A 16,549-nucleotide genomic window follows, 5' to 3' on the forward strand; every position below is an offset into this window, starting at 1 on the left:
ACCTGCTAAACCAATGATCCATAAGGTGTGCTTTGCGATAGCCATCACCTTGATATGTTGCGGTATAATAAAATCCGATGCGTTAAGATAAATTAAGGGTCATAATTGTAATTTTTCGTAATAGCACGGTGAAATCTGTTTAAGAGTGGATTATAGTTAAATCAACAGGATTACAATGTATGTGCCAGGTCTGTTAGTCGTGTTCATCCCACAACGGTGCTTGTTAGTCGTCGTTTAAAACCACTCAAAAGGGGATGTGTTATGGACGAATACTCGCCAAAAAGACATGATATCGCACAGCTTCGATTTCTCTGCGAAACCCTGTATCATGATTGCCTTGCAAACCTGGAAGAGAGCAACCACGGGTGGGTCAATGACCCGACGTCGGCTGTCAATCTTCAGCTTAATGAATTGATCGATCACATTGCTACCTTCGCGCTTAATTATAAAATTAAGTACGCTGAGGATAATAAACTGATTGCTCAGCTCGATGAATACCTTGATGACACTTTCATGTTGTTTAGCAGCTACGGCATTAACAGCGTAGACCTGCAGAAATGGCGTAAATCGGGAAATCGGTTATTCCGTTGTTTTGTTAACGCCAGCCGGGAAAATCCGGCAAGTCTTTCTTGTTAGTATTATTACAATCTAAAGGTGAATTTATGTCTGGTGAACCATTAACCAAAACAGACTATTTGATGCGCTTACGCCGTTGTCAGACAATTGATACGCTGGAACGCGTAATTGAAAAAAATAAATACGAACTTCCGGACAACGAACTGGCTGTATTTTACTCAGCGGCCGATCACCGTCTTGCCGAATTGACCATGAATAAGCTCTACGACAAAATCCCGACGTCGGTATGGAAATTCATTCGCTAATTCATTTCAGGTAACGACCAGGCGGTAATCAGCCCCCTCCCCTCACTTCGGGTATATTTGTGATATTACTCGCATAAATAGCCAAACGGCGTATCTGAAACCGGTTTCTTTTTTATACTGTGGCCCACCCGCTATTTGAGGAAAGCCCCATGAGTGAAGAGAAGCTTAAGATGATCGCCGGAGAGCTGTATCAGCCCGGAGATGCGACGCTACGCGCGGATCGCCTGCATGCCAGGCAGGAGCTGCATCGCTACAACCATTCGGCGCCGGAAGAACGTGAACTCCGCAAAAACTGTCTGACAGCGTTATTTGGTCAGGCGGGTGATGCCTGGATTGAGCCCACCTTCCGCTGTGACTATGGTTACAATATTTATCTCGGCAGTAATTTCTACGCTAATTTCGACTGCGTCATGCTCGACGTCTGCCCGATAAGGATCGGCGATAACTGCATGTTGGCACCCGGCGTACATATCTATACCGCCACCCATCCTCTTGATGCGGTCGAGCGCAACAGCGGCAGAGAGTACGGTAAACCGGTCACCATCGGGAATAACGTCTGGATTGGCGGGCGCGCCGTGATTAACCCTGGCGTGACGATTGGCGATAACGCCGTCATCGCCTCCGGGGCCGTGGTCGTCAAAGACGTTCCGCCGAATGCGGTTGTTGGCGGTAATCCCGCGCAAATCATCAGGATGCTGGAAGCTGAAAAAGAGTAACTGTTATGCTTTTCCGCAACTGATCTGTTACTTTTCCATCTGATTCCCGCAACATAAAATAGCCTTCAGGCTGGGCCTTAGTAGAATTCGGGGACAAAATGACAGAAATACAGCAACTGCTGACCAATACCATTGATGAGCTCAATGTGAAAGAGAAGCGCGACAACCGTCCGCGCTTCAGTATCAGTTTTATTCGCAATCATCCGTGGCTGTTCGTCGCGATGTACGCCGCCTTTGCTGCGACCTTCGTCGTCATGTTCACCTCAGAGACGCTGGTAGATTCCGTATGGCTACTGGTGGTGCTGTTTGTCCTGCTGAACGGCTTCTTTTTCTTTGACGTCTATCCGCGCTATCGCTACGAAGATATCGACGTCCTGGACTTTCGCGTCTGCTACAACGGCGAATGGTACAATACCCGCTTCGTCCCGCCTCAGCTGATCGAACGGATCCTGCAGTCGCCGCGCGTAGCGGGCGAGCAGAAAACGCAGCTGCAAAAAATGATTGATACCAAAGGCGAGCTGTCGTTCTACGATGTCTTCAGCCTGACCCGCGGCGGCACTGCCTGATAAGACGATTTAACGTCCGCAGCGCCGGAGCAAAATGCGAAGCGGACGTATTGCCATATCCCAGCACCAGCCCGCTTCGCGCGCGCCGTGCGTCCAGATAGAAGCGGCTTAACGCCGCAGGGGCCTGCTGAAACTGGCGGGCCTGCTCAACCACCGCCACATCATCAATCCCCTCAACGGCGACCGTCAGGTGCAGCCCGCCCTCGCCGCCGAGAATGTCACAAGGCTGGGTCAGCTCCCTGGCCAGGGCATCGCGTAACTGCAGCTGACGCTTACGATACAAACGGCGCATAGCGGCCAGATGACGGGCATAGTGGCCCTCTTCGATGAAGAGCGCCAGCGCCCGCTGTTCAGCCCGATGGCCGCCCCGCAGCAGCGCGCTAACCGCCCCCTGAGCCGCGGCGGCCAGCGCCGGCGGCATGACCACAAAACCAATCCGCAGCGCCGGGAACAGCGTTTTGCTGAACGTACCGAGATAGACCACCGGCGCGTCTTTTACCATTCCCAGCATCGCCGGGATCGGCTCACCGCTGTAGCGAAACTCGCTATCGTAGTCATCTTCCACGATCCAGGCATTATGCTGGCGCGCGTACTCCAGCAGCGCCAGACGTCGCCCGGCGCTCATCACCGCTCCGCATGGATACTGGTGCGAAGGGGAAGTGAAAATGAGCCTCGGCGTTTCGCCCTCATCCACCTCCGGACGCATGCCTTCGCTGTCGACCGCCATCCCCTTCACCCGCAGCCCGGCCTTCAGAAACACGCTTTTGGCGCCTAAATAGCCCGGCTCCTCTACCCAGGCGGTGTCACCAGCGACGCTCAGCAGGTGGGTACACAGATTGACTCCCTCGAGCGCGCCTTCGGTAATAACAATCTGCCGGGCATCGCAGCGAATACCGCGCGATAGCGCCAGGTGGCGCACGATAGCCTCCCGCAGCGCCAGCTCCCCCGCCGCATCACCGTAGCCCAGCAGCGTGCTGCCCTCTTCGCGCAGGACGCGATCGAGCAGGCGTCGCCAAATGGAGAGAGGAAAGTAGTTAACCGCCGGCGTACCGGGAGTAAAGGCCAGCGCAGGAGAGTCGCGCCGGGCCCCCGCCGGGAGCGCCAGCAGCCGTTCCGGCAGCGCAATCGCCGGTAGCGTAACCTTGCTCTCCTGCGCAGAGCTCAGCGCCGCCACGTGCGTCCCCTGTCGGCTGCGCAGCAAGTAGCCCTCCATCGCCAGCTGCTCCAGCGCCGCGTTAACCGTGTTGCGCGACAGATTGAGCCAGCTGGCGATGGCGCGTGAGCCAGGCAGACGGCTGCCTCCTGCCAGAGTGCCCTGCAAAATAGCGCCACGCAGCGCGTGGTACAGCGCCCGCTGCAGCGTCTCATCGCCCCTGTCGCGCAGGGCATGTTCCAGTAAAGTGAAAAAGGCATCGTCAGGGATATTCATTGCGGCTCCTCGTGGCACCATAAAAATATAGTTCAATGGCACTTTTTATGGAACCAGCAAGGCCTTAGTCTCAGCGCATACGTCCATATAAGGAAAGCAAAATGAGTCAGCATAACCACTTCGGCCAACCCATTGGCGATGCCCTGCCCGACTGGCAGCCGCGTCCCGCTCCGCAGCGGCACACCCTGCAAGGACGCCTCTGTTATCTGGAGCCGCTGGCCGGGAAGCACGCTGAGGCGCTCTTCGCCGCCCATCAGCTGGCCCCGGATACGCGCAGCTGGACCTGGCTGCTGCGTGAGCCTGATAGCAGCGTCGAAGAGTTTAGCGCATGGGTAGCCAGCGTAGCCGAGCTTAGCGACCCGCTTCATTTTGCGGTGATTGACCGCCAGACGCGACTGCCCGTCGGCTCGCTGGCGCTGATGAGAATTGATGCAAATAATGGCGTTATCGAGGTGGGGCACGTGCATTTTTCGCCGCTGCTTAGCCGAACGGCAATGGCTACCGAAGCGCACTGGCTGCTGATGCGCTACGCGTTTGATACCCTCGGCTATCGCCGCTACGAATGGAAATGCAACAGTCTGAACGAGCCTTCACGTCGGGCGGCGCGGCGACTAGGTTTTCACTATGAGGGGCGCTTTCGTCAGGCGCTGGTGATAAAGGGCCACAACCGGGATACCGACTGGTTTTCGATAATCGATGCGGAGTGGCCGCAGATTGATAGCGCTATGCAGAGATGGCTGGCCAGCGACAACTTCAGCGCCGATGGCCAGCAGATCCGTACCCTGGAGAGCCTTCGCTCTCAGGCAGGCTAGCGCCTTTTTTTCCGCCCCTGCACGGCCTTAAAGCGGGGGTTACTTTTGCAGATGACGTACAGACGCCCTTTGCGTTTGACTATCTGGCAGTCCGGATGGCGCTGTTTGGCGCTGCGTAACGAATTAAGCACCTGCATGGCTAGCTCCTTTTCGCGTCAATAAAGCCGCCGAAACGCTGGCGGAAACGGGCGGTGCTCCCCTCACTGGAGAAGGTTTTCTGCTTACCGGTGTAGTACGGGTGCGATTTGGAGGAGACGTCAACCGGCACGTACGGATAGGTCACCCCTTCCAGATCGATCTCACGCTCGGTTTTTATCGTCGAACCCACTTTAAAATATTCATTAGCGCTGGTGTCGTGAAACACAACGGTGCGGTAATGCGGATGAATATTCGCTTTCATGATGACCTCATTCGATACGTTATAACATAACAACAAGGTTACGCCGGTAAACAACAAAGATCAACCATGAACAGCAAAGGGATTTAGGCGGCGGGCTGAGACGCCCGTCCGCTGGCTATCAGGGATTCAGCTGATGGGCAAGCGCGCGCAGCTGCTCGGCAATGGCCTGCAGGTTCTTCCCCTGCTCCATTTTGGGCCCGGTAGAGTGACGTACCACCAGCCGCGCCGGAAGAATGGAGGAGGTGTTCAGCTTTTCGCTATCGCCGCTGTCCAGGATGCGGCGCACGGCCTCTTTCCCCTGTAAATCGAGATCCAGTGAAACGGTGGTTAGCGCCGGATAGAAGAAGGAGCTTTCATAGGTGTCATCATAGCCAATGACCGACTTCTCACCGGGGATCGGCACCTGATGCTGATGGAAAGCGCTCAATACCCCCAGCGCCATCTGGTCGTTGCCGACCAGCACCGCGCTAAATTTCGGCGTCTCGCGCAGCATCTGTAAAGCCCCGGCATAGCCGCTTTGCGCATCCCAGTTGCCGCGGATCACCGTTACCGGCTGCAGGCCATAGCCCTCCAGCGTTTCAAGCCAGCTTTTCAGCCTCAGCCTGGCCGATACGGAGCTTTCCGGGCCGGCCAGCAGCGCAATTTCACGGTGGCCCATCTCATAGAGATATTTCACGCTCGCACGGGTGCCGTCGGCCGGGTTAAACGAAACGTTAAACACCGAGCTGTAGGGATCAACGTCTAAAAACAAACATACGATGTCATCATTGTCAGCGGCGATTTTCTGCGCCTGTTCGGTATCCAGAGGGACGTTAATGATCACCTTGTCTACCAGCTGAGACTTCAGCTCGTTGAGCGAATCCTGGATACTTTGGTTGACGCTCTCATCAATCATTGAGATCAGCACCTGATACCCTTCAACGTTAGCGTAGCGTTTCACCGCCGCCGCCACCTGCGAAGGCGCGTGCAGCGCGAGCGAAATGGTCACCAGACCCACGGTCCGACTTTGCTTACCCACCAGCTGCTGAGCCAGGCGATTTGGCACGTAGCGCAGCAGCTCAATAGATTTCTCCACCTTGTGACGCGTGGCTTCGGATACATTGGCAGATTTATTCAGTACCCTGGACACCGTCTGATAAGAGACCCCCGCATGGCGAGCGACATCTTCTAAGGTTGCACTTTTAGACTTCATGGTCCGGTTCCTTATGTTGTTATCCCTGGATTGTAACAGGGGCTCTTTGAAAAAACGCTCCCCGCGACGTTCCCCGGCGAAAAACTGTCAGAAAAAGTATTACGCTCACAATACATCAAATTGTGAATGGACTCACCGACCGTAACAAAATACGCAGTTTTATTTGCAGTTAGTCACACTATCGCGATCGTTCATTTGCCTGAACTTACGTTTAGGCATTTTATGACATCGTTAATGTGAACGTAATACAAAACAATAAGAGGATAGACATGAACACTACGCTGCGCACTCTTTCTGCTGCGTTAACCGCCGCGCTGATTTCACCCACCGTAATCGCGGCCACCGCTACGGTTCCGGGTATCGATTTTCATGGTTATATGCGCGCCGGGGTTGGGGTCTCCGGTGATGGAAGCCTCGCCGAATGGCAAAAGAATAAGATTGGCCGCCTGGGCAACGAATCCGATACCTACGGCGAGCTGGAGCTCGGCTCAGAAGTCTATAAAAAGGACGACGTCAGCTTCTACCTTGATAGCATGGTCAGCATGGTGTCAGACGGCTCCAACGATAACGAAACCACGCTTAACGACGATGCGCAGTTTGGCCTGCGCCAGCTCAACCTGCAGATTAAAGGCCTGGTCCCGGGCGACCCGAATGCGGTGATATGGGGCGGTAAACGCTATTACCAGCGCCACGACCTGCACATCATTGATACCAAATACTGGAACATTTCCGGCTCCGGTGCCGGGCTCGAAAACTACACTCTGGGCCCGGGCGCGGTCTCATTCGCATGGATCCGCGGCGACGCTAACGACGTCGACTACCGCGTCGATGGCGACAGCAACGTCAATATTAACTACCTCGATCTGCGCTACGCCGGCTGGAAACCGTGGTCCGGCTCGTGGACCGAATTCGGTATCGACTATGCCATGCCGAACACCACCAAAAAGCAGGACAGCTACGGCGGACTCTACGATGCTGAAAACGGCGTCATGCTGACCGGTGAGATAAGCCAGGATATGCTGGGCGGTTATAACAAGCTGGTGCTGCAGTACGCCAATAAAGGGCTGGCGCAAAATATGGTCTCCCAGGGCGGCGGCTGGTACGACATGTGGAACTACGTCAACGACGCCAGCGGCTATCGCGTTATCAATACCGGCCTGATCCCGATTACCGAGAAGTTCTCCATTAACCACGTTCTGACCTGGGGTTCCGCCGACGACATCACCGACTACACCAATAAAACGCGGATGCTTTCTCTCGTCGCCCGCGGACAGTATCAATTTACGGAGTACGTACGGCTGATCGGCGAGGTGGGCGGGTTCTACCAGAAAGATAGCTACAAGAACAATACCGACTACAAGCAGGCGGGTGAGAAGTACACCATTGCGCTAGGCCTCGCCGACGGTCCTGACTTTATGTCGCGCCCGGAGCTGCGTATTTTTGCCTCCTACCTGAATGATTCCGAGCACGGTAAGCCGTTTGAAGATCAGACTGCCAGCAACACGTGGAACTTTGGTGTCCAGGTCGAAGCCTGGTGGTAATAAATATCGCGTAATATCGTTTTATCTCCAGCTGTAAGGTTGTTAATTACCCTCCGGTAATGAGTATTGCCATTGCTATTTTAATATCCTGAATAATTCTGGTCGCAGGACGGCGGCAGGCATGAAAGCGTTTTTTAACGACAGCAGCTGCCCACCTATGGCGTGAAATATGCGGCGTATATCAGGGATAACTCACCGTTGAGTTATCCCTTTTTTATTTAACGACGGGCGGTAAAATGGCCGTCTAATAATTGACGCAGGGCATCCGACTGCTTACCAAAAATAGCATGCACCTGCTGCCCAAGAATAATAACGCCCAACGCCCCCTGCTGCTGTAAAGCCTGAGAGTCAACAACCGCCAGATTATTTACCGTGACCCGCAGGCGGGTAATACAGGCGTCAACGTTAACAATATTCTCCTCGCCGCCAAAGGCGGAAATGAGGGACTGAACCTGCTGTTTTTCCACATCGCTTAGCGGAACCGTCGGGCGGGGCTGGGAGAAATAGTGCAGGAAGGATTTTAAACTCACCATAATACGCTCCAGATGATAACAGATAAAAAAAAGCCTGCTCGCGAGAGCAGGCATGAGCAGAGAGGAATTACGCTTTGCGGCTGAGGATGCGGCAATCCCAGGCGCTCAGGCTCAGAGGCGCATCAGCCGCGGCGCCGGAGAGGCAGTCGCGATAGCCCTGCGGGAGCGTCACGCTATGCTGCTGGGCGCTGTAGTTTTGCAGGAACACAAAGGTCGTTTCGCCGTCGGTACGCGCCGTTGCCACGACGCCCGGCGGCAAATCAGCATCGACGGCCCGCGGCAGCGCCAGCTCTTTGCTTATCGAGGCGAAGAAATCGCGCTGGAAGGCCAGGTCGTTGCGCGACGCCACGTGCCAGGCCTTGCCTTTGCCAAAGCGGTTAACGGTCACCGCCGGCCGCCCGGCGTAGAAATCATCCCGATAGGTCGCCAGCGGCTGCGCGCCCTCAGCGTGGATCAGCTCGCAGAGGTGGCGCACCTGATAAGGGCCCTGCAGGCCGCTCTCATTGCCCGCCAGCCCCTGAACCAGATTACGTTCGCCGTCATTCAGGCAGTCAATCTCCTCCGCCCAAATTCCCAGCAGGTTGCGCAGCGGGCCCGGGAAGCCGCCGAGGTGGCAAAGATCGCTCTCGTTTACAATCCCGGTCCAGTAGGTGGTCACCAGATGACCGCCGCCGGCAACGAACGCTTCGGCGCGCTCGGCAAAGCCGTCGCGAACCATATAGAGCATCGGCGCAATCACCAGCCGATAGGGGCTTAAATCGACATCGGCATCGATGATATCCACCGCAATGCCCTGCTCCCAGAACGGGCGGTAGTGCTCGTTAACGGTATTTTCATACTCCATACCCATATTGCGCGGCCCCTGGGCATCGTCCAACGCCCAGCGGTTTTGCTGATCGAAAACGATCGCCACTTTGGCATCGGTGCTACAGCCCACCACCTCCGGCAGCTGGCTCAGCATCTCACCCAGCCGTGTCACTTCCCGGCCGACGCGGGTATCAAGGTGCCCGACGTGATCGATAATTGCGCCGTGGAATTTCTCCACCGAACCCCGGCTCTTGCGCCACTGGAAGTACTGCACCGAATCCGCGCCGTGGGCCACCGCCTGCAGGGAGGAGAGAATGTGCATGCCCGGCTTTTTCAGCTTGCTGGTCGGCTGCCAGTTGGTTGCGCTCGGCGTCGATTCCATCAGCACAAACGGCTTACCGCCCTTCAGGCTACGCATCATGTCGTGATACATCGCGGTGTAGCAGGCCAGCGTCGTCTCATCCTTGTCGCGATGCCACATCGGGTAGCTATCCCAGGAGATGAAATCGAGGTTTTTTGCCAGCTGCCAGTAGTCGTAATCGTAGAAATATTCCATAAAGTTTGTGGTCACCGGCAGGTCGGCATTTGCCGCTTTCAGCGGGGCAACTTCATGGCGACAAAAATCGCTAACCTGCGCGGTGTTAAAGCGATGCCAGTCGAGGTTGAGGCCGTGGATGGAGACCTCCCCCTGCGGGGACGGAGATTCAATCTGCGACCAGTCGCTATAGGTGTGGCTCCAGAAGGTGCTCCACCAGGCATGGTTGAGATTATCCAGCGTCTCATAGCGCGCCTTCAGCCAGTCGCGGAAGCGCTCCTGGCAGATATCGCAGTGGCACTCGCCGCCGTATTCGTTGGAGATATGCCAGCCCAGCACCGCCGGATGCCGTGAATAGCGCTCCGCCAGCAGGCTGTTTATTTTGCCGGTCTTTTCCCGGTATACCGGCGAGCTCATGCAGTGGTTGTGCCGCCCGCCGTGCAGCGCCGGCACGCGGTCGCGCCCGACGCGCAGCACCTGCGGATAGGCCTGCGACATCCAGGCCGGTCGCGCCCCGCTCGGGGTGGCAAGAAATACGTGAATGCCGGCGGCATAGAGCTTATCCAGAATGCTATCCAGCCAGCCAAACTCAAATACGCCTTCCCGAGGTTCAAGTTTGGCCCAGCTGAAAATACCCACCGACATCACGTTGCAGTTTGCCTGCTGCATCATGGCAATATCCTGGTCGATAATATCGGGATAGTTTTCCCACTGTTCCGGGTTGTAGTCCGCACCATGCAATAGCGCATTAACCTTCGGACTCAAAGGCGCAAATTTTTTCATAATAAACATCCTGAAGTTTAACATTCATATATTCCCTGAATAATTTGAGCGTCGGCCGACGGGCAATTAAGCCCATGTCGGGGTAGCCAAATGCCGCCGGCGTCTGCGAAGCTCAATACGTCTCGGGGATATTAATTAAAGACTTTTATCGACGGTAATACTTTTCCATGGCAATCAAACAGCGCCTGGTTTTCGCGGGCATTTCCTTGCTTCCACTCATCATGGATATATTTCATTCCCGCCGGCGTGGCCCAGGTATTTCCCGGCACGGCAATCCATGTGGGCTCCCAATAAAATATGCCCTTGCCGCGATGGTCAGGAACATCGGCAACGGCCTGCATTAAATCGTGAACGTAATTATATTGTCCCTGCACCGTTGCCGGATAGCCGCCGTCTTTTTCCTCTTTGGCCTGGAAACTATTTTCGGCATTGTCGCAATTCTCCAGGGTATAGGCGTAAGCGGCCTCCACCACGATAACGTCTTTGTTATAGCGCCTGCTGATATCGTCCATATTGGCCTTCAGCGCGCTAATCGGGCCATTCCAGTAGGTGTACATCGACAGGCCAATGATGTCGTACGGCACGTTGCGCTTGCTGATTTCATCAAACCACCAGCGGAAGGTATCGTTTTTAGTGCCTTCAGCCAGATGGAGCATGATTTTGACCTGCTCGCCGCCCTTCAGGTTCTCCTTCAGGCCATCGATGGCGGCGTTCAGCAGGCCGGCCAGGCGGTCAAACTCGCCGCCGCCCTGCCCCCAGCTTTTGCCTTCCGGCCACAGCATGCCGCCGTTAATTTCATTGCCAATCTGCACCATATCCGGCAGCACGCCCTCCTGCTTAAAGCGGGCGATGGTATCGCGGGTATAGTCGTGGATAGTGGTTTTCAGCTGCGGATAATCCATCTTCTCCCAGGCTTTTGGCTTGAACTGCTTGCCCGGGTCGGTCCAGAAATCGCTGTAGTGGAAGTCGAGCAGCAGCTTCATGCCCTGCGCTTTTGCCCGCTTAGCCAGCGCCAGCGTTGCCGCCAGATCGTTATCGCCGCCGCCGTAGGCCTGGCCCTGCGCATCTTTCGGATCAACCCACAGGCGCAGGCGCACGTAGTTAACGCCGTCAGCCTTGAGGATCGCGATGGGGTCCTGCAGCTGGTTGCTGTGGTTATAAAACTTTGCCCGGTGCTTTTCGGCATCCAGCAGGGTGGAAATATCCGCGCCTTTGATAAAGTCGGCGGGCATATTGTTAAAAGAGCGCGTTTGCAGCGTATCGGCAGCATGCAAACTGGCGGAAAAACTGCATGCCAGACAAACAGCAAGCAGCGCGGGTGTTAATCTTTTCATGGGGTTATCCTTTTGTACTGCCAGAGGTCAGGCCGGAAACAAAGTATTTTTGTAATGCCAGATAGAGAATCGCTACCGGTACCGCAATCAGCACCGCGCCCGCCGCATAGGTGGTGTAGCTGGCGCCCATTTTCTGCGCCACCAGGTTATACAGGCCGATCGGCAGCGTGTATTTGTCCGGCGTGCGCAGGATAGTGCTCGATAAAATGAAGTCCCCCAGCGGGCCGGTGAACGAAAACAGCGCGACCACCGCCAGAATCGGCTTCGACAACGGCATGATGATTTCGAAAAAGATCCGCAGGCTGCTGGCGCCGTCCATGCGCGCCGACTCGTCCAGATCTTTGGGGATCGCGTCGAGGTAGCCCTTCATCAGCCAGGTGTTCATCGGGATCATGCCGCCAACGTAGATCAGTACCAGCGCCAGATGGCTGTTGATCAGGCCCAGCAGCTGCGAGAGGACAAAGATCGCAATCAGCGCCGAAAACTGGGGGATCATCTGCAGCAGCAGAAACAGCATTAGCCCGTTCTGCCGCCCTTTAAAACGAAAGCGGGAGAAGGCGTAGGCGGTGAAGCTGACGCTGATAAGGGTCAGCGCCATGGTCATGAAGCTTATCTTCATCGAGTTCCAGTACCAGGTCAGATAGTTCACGTTACCGTTGAACAGATCGGCGTAGTGCTGGAAGGAGAGATTCTCCGGAATAATCGAGGTGCTGAGCAGGCTGTTGCCGGCGTTCAGCGACGCCCCAACCGTCCAGACCAGCGGATAGATGATGATCGCCGACACCGCGGCGATAACCAGCCAGGTGAGCGACAGGCGAATCCACTTTTCGCGTTTAATACTGGGTGATTTAGCCATGTTGCTTCCCTTACGCCATCTCGTCATTTTTAAAGGATTTAGTGGCGCGGAACTGCCACAGCGCCAGGCCGACGACAAAAATCGACAGCAGGATGGTAATGGTCGCCGCAATGGCATATTGCGAAGACGACATCGTCAGCTTGTAGATCCACGACACCAGGATATCCGTCCCGCCGGCGTTCGACCCCGCCACCGCAGGCCCGCCGTTGTTGAACAGGTAAATGATGTTGAAGTTGTTAAAGTTGAAGGTGTACTGGGTGATGATGATCGGCGCAATCGAGTACAGCACCAGCGGCAGCGTAATCGTCCGCAGACGGGTCCAGGCGCTGGCACCATCCATCGTTGCCGCCTCATACAGATCGTCGGGGATCGCCTGCAGCACGCCGGTGGTCATGGCGAATACGAACGGGAAGCCCAGCCAGGTCTGCATCATTATCAGCGCGGTTTTCGTCCAGAACGGATCGGTCAGCCACGCCTTCGGGCTGATGCCAAAGAAGGAGAGGATCGCGTTGTTAATCACCCCAAACGAGTCGTTAAACATTCCCGCAAACACCAGAATGGTGACGAAGCCCGGCACCGCCCACGGCAGAATGAAAATGGTGCGGATCATCGGCTTAAAGCGCAGGTCTTTCTGGTTGACGAGGATCGCCAGCAGAACGCCAACGGTACACTGCAGGGTGGTCGCCAGCAGGGTCCAGACCACCGTCCACTGCAGGACGTCAAAGAACGTCGAGCGCCAGATAGAGAGGGTAAAGATATTAATAAAGTTCTTTAATCCCACCCAATCCACCAGCTTCGCCGGCGGCGTGTGGTAGAGGTTGTAGTTGGTAAACGCAATCGCGAAACCGAACAAAATCGGGAAGATCACGACAAACACCAGCAGAATAAAGCCGGGGGTAATCATCAGATACGGGAAGCCGTCTTTGAGCAGCATCTGGTACTGTTTGCGCACGCTGTTGAGCGCCACGCCCTCATCGCGCTTTTTGCCGTTGACCCAGGCGTCGCGCAGCGAGAGAAAGTAAACCAGCACGCCGAAAGCGACGATCAGCACGCTGATTATCCCCTCCGCCAGCAGGAAAATAGAATTGTCTCGCGGCACCTCTTCACCGAGGGTGTACAGTCCCCACAGCCCCTGATGCAGGAAGTCGTAGAAAACGCTCATAAAACTGCTCAGCAGCACGAGGAAAACCAGCCCCTTCAGCCACTGACGATGATAAAACTGGCCAAAACCCGGCACCACAGCCAGCAGCAGGCCGCACCACGCATGGCGTCCCGCACCGCGCGCTGCGGCAATATTTTCGCTGGGATTGATAATCACACACGACTCCTTCTGAAAACGGGAGGTTTCCCGCCCGTTCTGTTACAGCGATACCCTGGATCGTTCGCGCTGCGTTACAGCGCGAATCAACGTCGCCAACCTACGCGTCGCCTGCAGAGTGGCGAACATCGCCATTAATGGTTGCTGGCCTGCATCGCTTCAATTTGCATTTTGATCTGTTTTTCCGCGTTATCGAGCGCCGCCTGCGGCGCCTGTTTGCCGGTCAGACTCAGCTCCAGCGCGGCGTTAGCCGGCCCCCAGACCTCGCCCATCTCCGGGATCCCCGGCATCGCCGTCGCGCGTGCCGACTGCACCGCCACCGCGCTGGCCTTCTCATCATTTTTGATTAACGGGTCGTCAATCATCGCCTTCAGCGCCGGGATTTCACCGGTAGCAACGTAGCGGGCCTTCGCGTACTGCGGCTGATTGATAAACTCAATAAACTGCTGCGCCAGCGCTTTGTCTTTGCTCCAGGTCGATACCACGTAGCCTTTCACGCCGAGGAAAGAGCTCATTGGCTTACCGTCCGGCAGCGTCGGCAGCGGTACGACGCCGTAGTTGATCCCCGCCGCTTCGTACGGCTGGAAGGCCCACGGGCCGTTGATCACCGCCGCCGCTTTTTTCTCGGTAAACAGCGAGTCGATCGCGTTGAGGCCGTTATCGCCAAGGATCCCCGCCGGGAAGACGTTATCGCTGTAGAATTTTTTCAGGAAGGTCACCGCCTCGACGGCCCCCGGTTTATTCAAACCGACGTCCTGCGGGTTAAAGCCGCCGTTGGCGTTTTTGCCAAAGATATAGCCGCCCATCGGGCCAATCGCCCCCCAGCTGTAGTAAATCTGGTCAAACTTCGCCAGCAGGCCGTATTTGTTCTGCGCACGCTGCGCCTTCGAGAAGTCATACCACGCCTGCAGGCTATCCAGCGGCTTGTCGATCAGGTCTTTGTTATAGATAAGCACCAGGGTTTCTACGGCTTTCGGCACGCCGTAGAGCACATTATCGAGGCGGAAAGCGCCGATCGATGCCGGCGTAAACGCCTCTTGTTTCGCCTGCTCCAGCTTCAGCGGCGACAGCAGCCCCTGAACCACCGCTCCGCCCAGCTGGTCGTTGGGGATAACCAGTACGTCAGGGCCAATACCCGCCGGGCCATCGAGACGCAGCTTTTCCAGCTGCTGCGCGTAGGGCATTTCCTGCACGCTGACCTTCACGTCGTACTGTTTTTCAAAATCGCTCACCGCGGCTTTGATGCCGTCGGATTTTTTGATGTCTTCCCAGACGTTAAGCTGGCCGGCGGCCTGCGCCTGCAGGCTAACCAGCTGTCCGGCAGCCAGCGTCGTGAGGATAAGTGCGGCAAGAGTGTTCTTTTTCATTATCAACCTCATGTGAAGGTATAACAATTTATTGGTTTTTATTAAGCCATTCGACGTTTGTCGATGTTTACATCAGGCAGTTTACGGTGATTTATAACGCTAAAATCCGATTTCCGTGATTTGTTATACGCTACGCTTTGAAGGCGGATAAAACCATATGAAGCTACCAGTTGTGTGATCGTGATTGCAGAAATGAAACATCGGTGTAGGGCGCAAAAATACTGGAAGTTATAGTCATAGCATGATTTCAGTGCTGTTGATCATCGGTCAGACGAGTTGTTACACGTAATACAAAAACCCGCTGCAACCCTAATCCCAACGGCAAATAACGACTACTAACCCCGGGGAACGTTGATGTCCAATATACGACTGAGGAATGTCACCAAACGGTTTGGCAGTACCGTGACGCTGCATCAGGTTAATCTTGATATCGAAGATGGTGAATTTGCGGTTTTCGTTGGGCCTTCCGGCTGCGGAAAGTCAACCCTGCTGCGGATGATTGCCGGTCTTGAAGAGGTCAGCGATGGTGAGGTGCTGATTGGCGATGAGGTGATGAATGACGTTGTTCCCGCCCACCGCGGCGTGGCGATGGTATTCCAGTCCTATGCGCTCTATCCGCATATGACGGTCGCGGAAAACATGGGCTACGGCCTGAAGGTCAATAAGGTGCCGAAGGACGAGATTCGCCGTCAGGTTGAAATGGTGGCGAAAACCCTGCAGCTCTCGCATCTGCTGGACCGCAAGCCCAAACAGCTCTCCGGCGGCCAGCGTCAGCGCGTGGCGATCGGCCGCGCCATCGTGCGCAACCCGCGGGTGTTCATGTTCGATGAACCGCTCTCTAACCTCGACGCCGAGCTGCGCGTCGAGATGCGTCTGCATATCGCCAAACTGCACCATGAGCTCAAAACCACCATGGTGTATGTCACCCACGATCAGGTTGAGGCCATGACCCTTGCCGATAAGATAGTGGTGATGAACTACGGCAAGGTTGAGCAGATGGGCTCGCCGATGTCGCTGTACTACAACCCGGTCAATAAATTCGTTGCCGGGTTTATCGGCTCGCCGAAGATGAACTTCCTGCCCGCCACGGTCACCGCCTGGCAGCCGGGCCAGCTCAGCGTGAAGATGGCGCAGGATCATCACCTGACGCTGAATGTTACCACCGCCCCGGTACGGCCCGGCGATAGCGTCACGTTAGGGATCCGCCCTGAGCATCTGTCGACCGACGTTCGCAGCGGGACGGTCGTCGGCTTCCAGTGCGAAGTCGTTGAACGACTGGGGAACAACACCTATCTGTTCGGCCAGTGCTACGGTCACGATAATGTCAAAATCCTGCTCCCCGGCGACGTCCACTTCCGGCCATGGCAGAAAATCGACGTAGCCTTCGACGATAGCTTCTGCATGGTCTTTGATGAAAATAACCTGCGCATCAGCGCCGATATTGCCGCCCCGGACGCCCACTAGTCCTTCATGATGCGC

General features: G+C 55.7%; 18 protein-coding genes. 7 read left to right on the forward strand and 11 right to left on the reverse strand.

Annotated features, from left to right (window positions below):
- Nucleotides 1-261: 261 nt before the first annotated feature.
- From tomB to maa, 3 genes are all read left to right on the forward strand, one after another.
- Nucleotides 262-636, forward strand: coding sequence for an Hha toxicity modulator TomB (gene tomB, locus RTE01_RS07625; protein ID WP_041144356.1), 375 nt, complete (start codon nucleotides 262-264; stop codon nucleotides 634-636).
- Between the two features lie 26 nt (nucleotides 637-662).
- Complete coding sequence (locus RTE01_RS07630; protein ID WP_041144355.1) at nucleotides 663-881, forward strand: HHA domain-containing protein; 219 nt, start codon at nucleotides 663-665, stop codon at nucleotides 879-881.
- A 149-nt stretch (nucleotides 882-1,030) separates the two neighbouring features.
- Nucleotides 1,031-1,597: a maltose O-acetyltransferase gene (gene maa, locus RTE01_RS07635; RefSeq protein ID WP_041144354.1), complete on the forward strand. Its 567-nt coding sequence runs from the start codon at nucleotides 1,031-1,033 to the stop codon at nucleotides 1,595-1,597.
- On the opposite strand, the gene RTE01_RS26585 is transcribed toward maa, so the two are convergent.
- Entirely contained in the window at nucleotides 1,569-1,706 is a 138-nt protein-coding gene (locus tag RTE01_RS26585; protein ID WP_370461147.1) for a hypothetical protein, read from the reverse strand. The two genes, maa and RTE01_RS26585, sit on opposite strands and share 29 nt — an antisense overlap.
- Here RTE01_RS26585 and RTE01_RS07640 point away from each other — a divergent pair.
- Nucleotides 1,696-2,163, forward strand: a complete 468-nt coding sequence (locus tag RTE01_RS07640) for a YlaC family protein (protein ID WP_041144353.1) — start codon at nucleotides 1,696-1,698, stop codon at nucleotides 2,161-2,163. The genes RTE01_RS26585 and RTE01_RS07640 overlap by 11 nt on opposite strands.
- Here the strand turns inward: RTE01_RS07640 and pdxR are convergent.
- Nucleotides 2,135-3,592, reverse strand: a complete 1,458-nt coding sequence (pdxR, locus tag RTE01_RS07645; protein WP_123551010.1) for a MocR-like pyridoxine biosynthesis transcription factor PdxR — start codon at nucleotides 3,590-3,592, stop codon at nucleotides 2,135-2,137. The genes RTE01_RS07640 and pdxR overlap by 29 nt on opposite strands.
- A gap of 101 nt (nucleotides 3,593-3,693) precedes the next feature.
- On the opposite strand from pdxR, the gene RTE01_RS07650 reads away from it, so the two are divergent.
- The gene (locus tag RTE01_RS07650; RefSeq protein ID WP_134525338.1) at nucleotides 3,694-4,404 is read left to right on the forward strand and encodes a GNAT family N-acetyltransferase; all 711 of its coding nucleotides are present in this window, start codon (nucleotides 3,694-3,696) and stop codon (nucleotides 4,402-4,404) included.
- On the opposite strand, the gene ykgO is transcribed toward RTE01_RS07650, so the two are convergent.
- From ykgO to RTE01_RS07665, 3 genes are all read right to left on the reverse strand, one after another.
- The gene (ykgO, locus tag RTE01_RS07655; RefSeq protein ID WP_003859006.1) at nucleotides 4,401-4,541 is read right to left on the reverse strand and encodes a type B 50S ribosomal protein L36; all 141 of its coding nucleotides are present in this window, start codon (nucleotides 4,539-4,541) and stop codon (nucleotides 4,401-4,403) included. The two genes, RTE01_RS07650 and ykgO, sit on opposite strands and share 4 nt — an antisense overlap.
- 2 nt (nucleotides 4,542-4,543) lie before the next feature.
- On the reverse strand, nucleotides 4,544-4,804 hold the full coding sequence (locus RTE01_RS07660) for a type B 50S ribosomal protein L31 (protein WP_041144350.1): 261 nt from the start codon (nucleotides 4,802-4,804) through the stop codon (nucleotides 4,544-4,546).
- A 118-nt stretch (nucleotides 4,805-4,922) separates the two neighbouring features.
- A complete protein-coding gene (locus tag RTE01_RS07665; RefSeq protein WP_115193440.1) occupies nucleotides 4,923-5,996 on the reverse strand; it encodes a LacI family DNA-binding transcriptional regulator in 1,074 nt (357 codons plus the stop codon).
- Between the two features lie 269 nt (nucleotides 5,997-6,265).
- Between RTE01_RS07665 and RTE01_RS07670 the strand changes: the two genes are divergently transcribed.
- Nucleotides 6,266-7,537 (forward strand): maltoporin, encoded by a 1,272-nt coding sequence (locus RTE01_RS07670; RefSeq protein WP_041144348.1) that lies wholly within the window; start codon nucleotides 6,266-6,268, stop codon nucleotides 7,535-7,537.
- A 218-nt stretch (nucleotides 7,538-7,755) separates the two neighbouring features.
- On the opposite strand, the gene RTE01_RS07675 is transcribed toward RTE01_RS07670, so the two are convergent.
- From RTE01_RS07675 to RTE01_RS07700, 6 genes are all read right to left on the reverse strand, one after another.
- Nucleotides 7,756-8,070, reverse strand: coding sequence for a glucose PTS transporter subunit EIIB (locus tag RTE01_RS07675; RefSeq protein ID WP_041144347.1), 315 nt, complete (start codon nucleotides 8,068-8,070; stop codon nucleotides 7,756-7,758).
- Between the two features lie 67 nt (nucleotides 8,071-8,137).
- Nucleotides 8,138-10,195, reverse strand: a complete 2,058-nt coding sequence (locus tag RTE01_RS07680) for a beta-galactosidase (RefSeq protein WP_041147536.1) — start codon at nucleotides 10,193-10,195, stop codon at nucleotides 8,138-8,140.
- Nucleotides 10,196-10,326: 131 nt separating this feature from the next.
- Nucleotides 10,327-11,529, reverse strand: a complete 1,203-nt coding sequence (locus tag RTE01_RS07685) for a glycoside hydrolase family 53 protein (protein ID WP_141334890.1) — start codon at nucleotides 11,527-11,529, stop codon at nucleotides 10,327-10,329.
- Nucleotides 11,530-11,533: 4 nt separating this feature from the next.
- Nucleotides 11,534-12,385, reverse strand: a complete 852-nt coding sequence (locus RTE01_RS07690) for a sugar ABC transporter permease (RefSeq protein ID WP_041144345.1) — start codon at nucleotides 12,383-12,385, stop codon at nucleotides 11,534-11,536.
- A 10-nt stretch (nucleotides 12,386-12,395) separates the two neighbouring features.
- The gene (locus RTE01_RS07695; protein WP_076944689.1) at nucleotides 12,396-13,703 is read right to left on the reverse strand and encodes a carbohydrate ABC transporter permease; all 1,308 of its coding nucleotides are present in this window, start codon (nucleotides 13,701-13,703) and stop codon (nucleotides 12,396-12,398) included.
- Between the two features lie 134 nt (nucleotides 13,704-13,837).
- Nucleotides 13,838-15,070 (reverse strand): extracellular solute-binding protein, encoded by a 1,233-nt coding sequence (locus RTE01_RS07700; protein WP_141334892.1) that lies wholly within the window; start codon nucleotides 15,068-15,070, stop codon nucleotides 13,838-13,840.
- A 354-nt stretch (nucleotides 15,071-15,424) separates the two neighbouring features.
- Here RTE01_RS07700 and RTE01_RS07705 point away from each other — a divergent pair, with 354 nt between their 5' ends.
- Nucleotides 15,425-16,534, forward strand: a complete 1,110-nt coding sequence (locus RTE01_RS07705; RefSeq protein WP_076944687.1) for an ABC transporter ATP-binding protein — start codon at nucleotides 15,425-15,427, stop codon at nucleotides 16,532-16,534.
- Nucleotides 16,535-16,549: the final 15 nt, after the last annotated feature.

Origin of the sequence: Klebsiella terrigena, from assembly GCF_006539725.1 — a bacterium.
In the GTDB taxonomy this organism is placed as follows: domain Bacteria; phylum Pseudomonadota; class Gammaproteobacteria; order Enterobacterales; family Enterobacteriaceae; genus Klebsiella; species Klebsiella terrigena.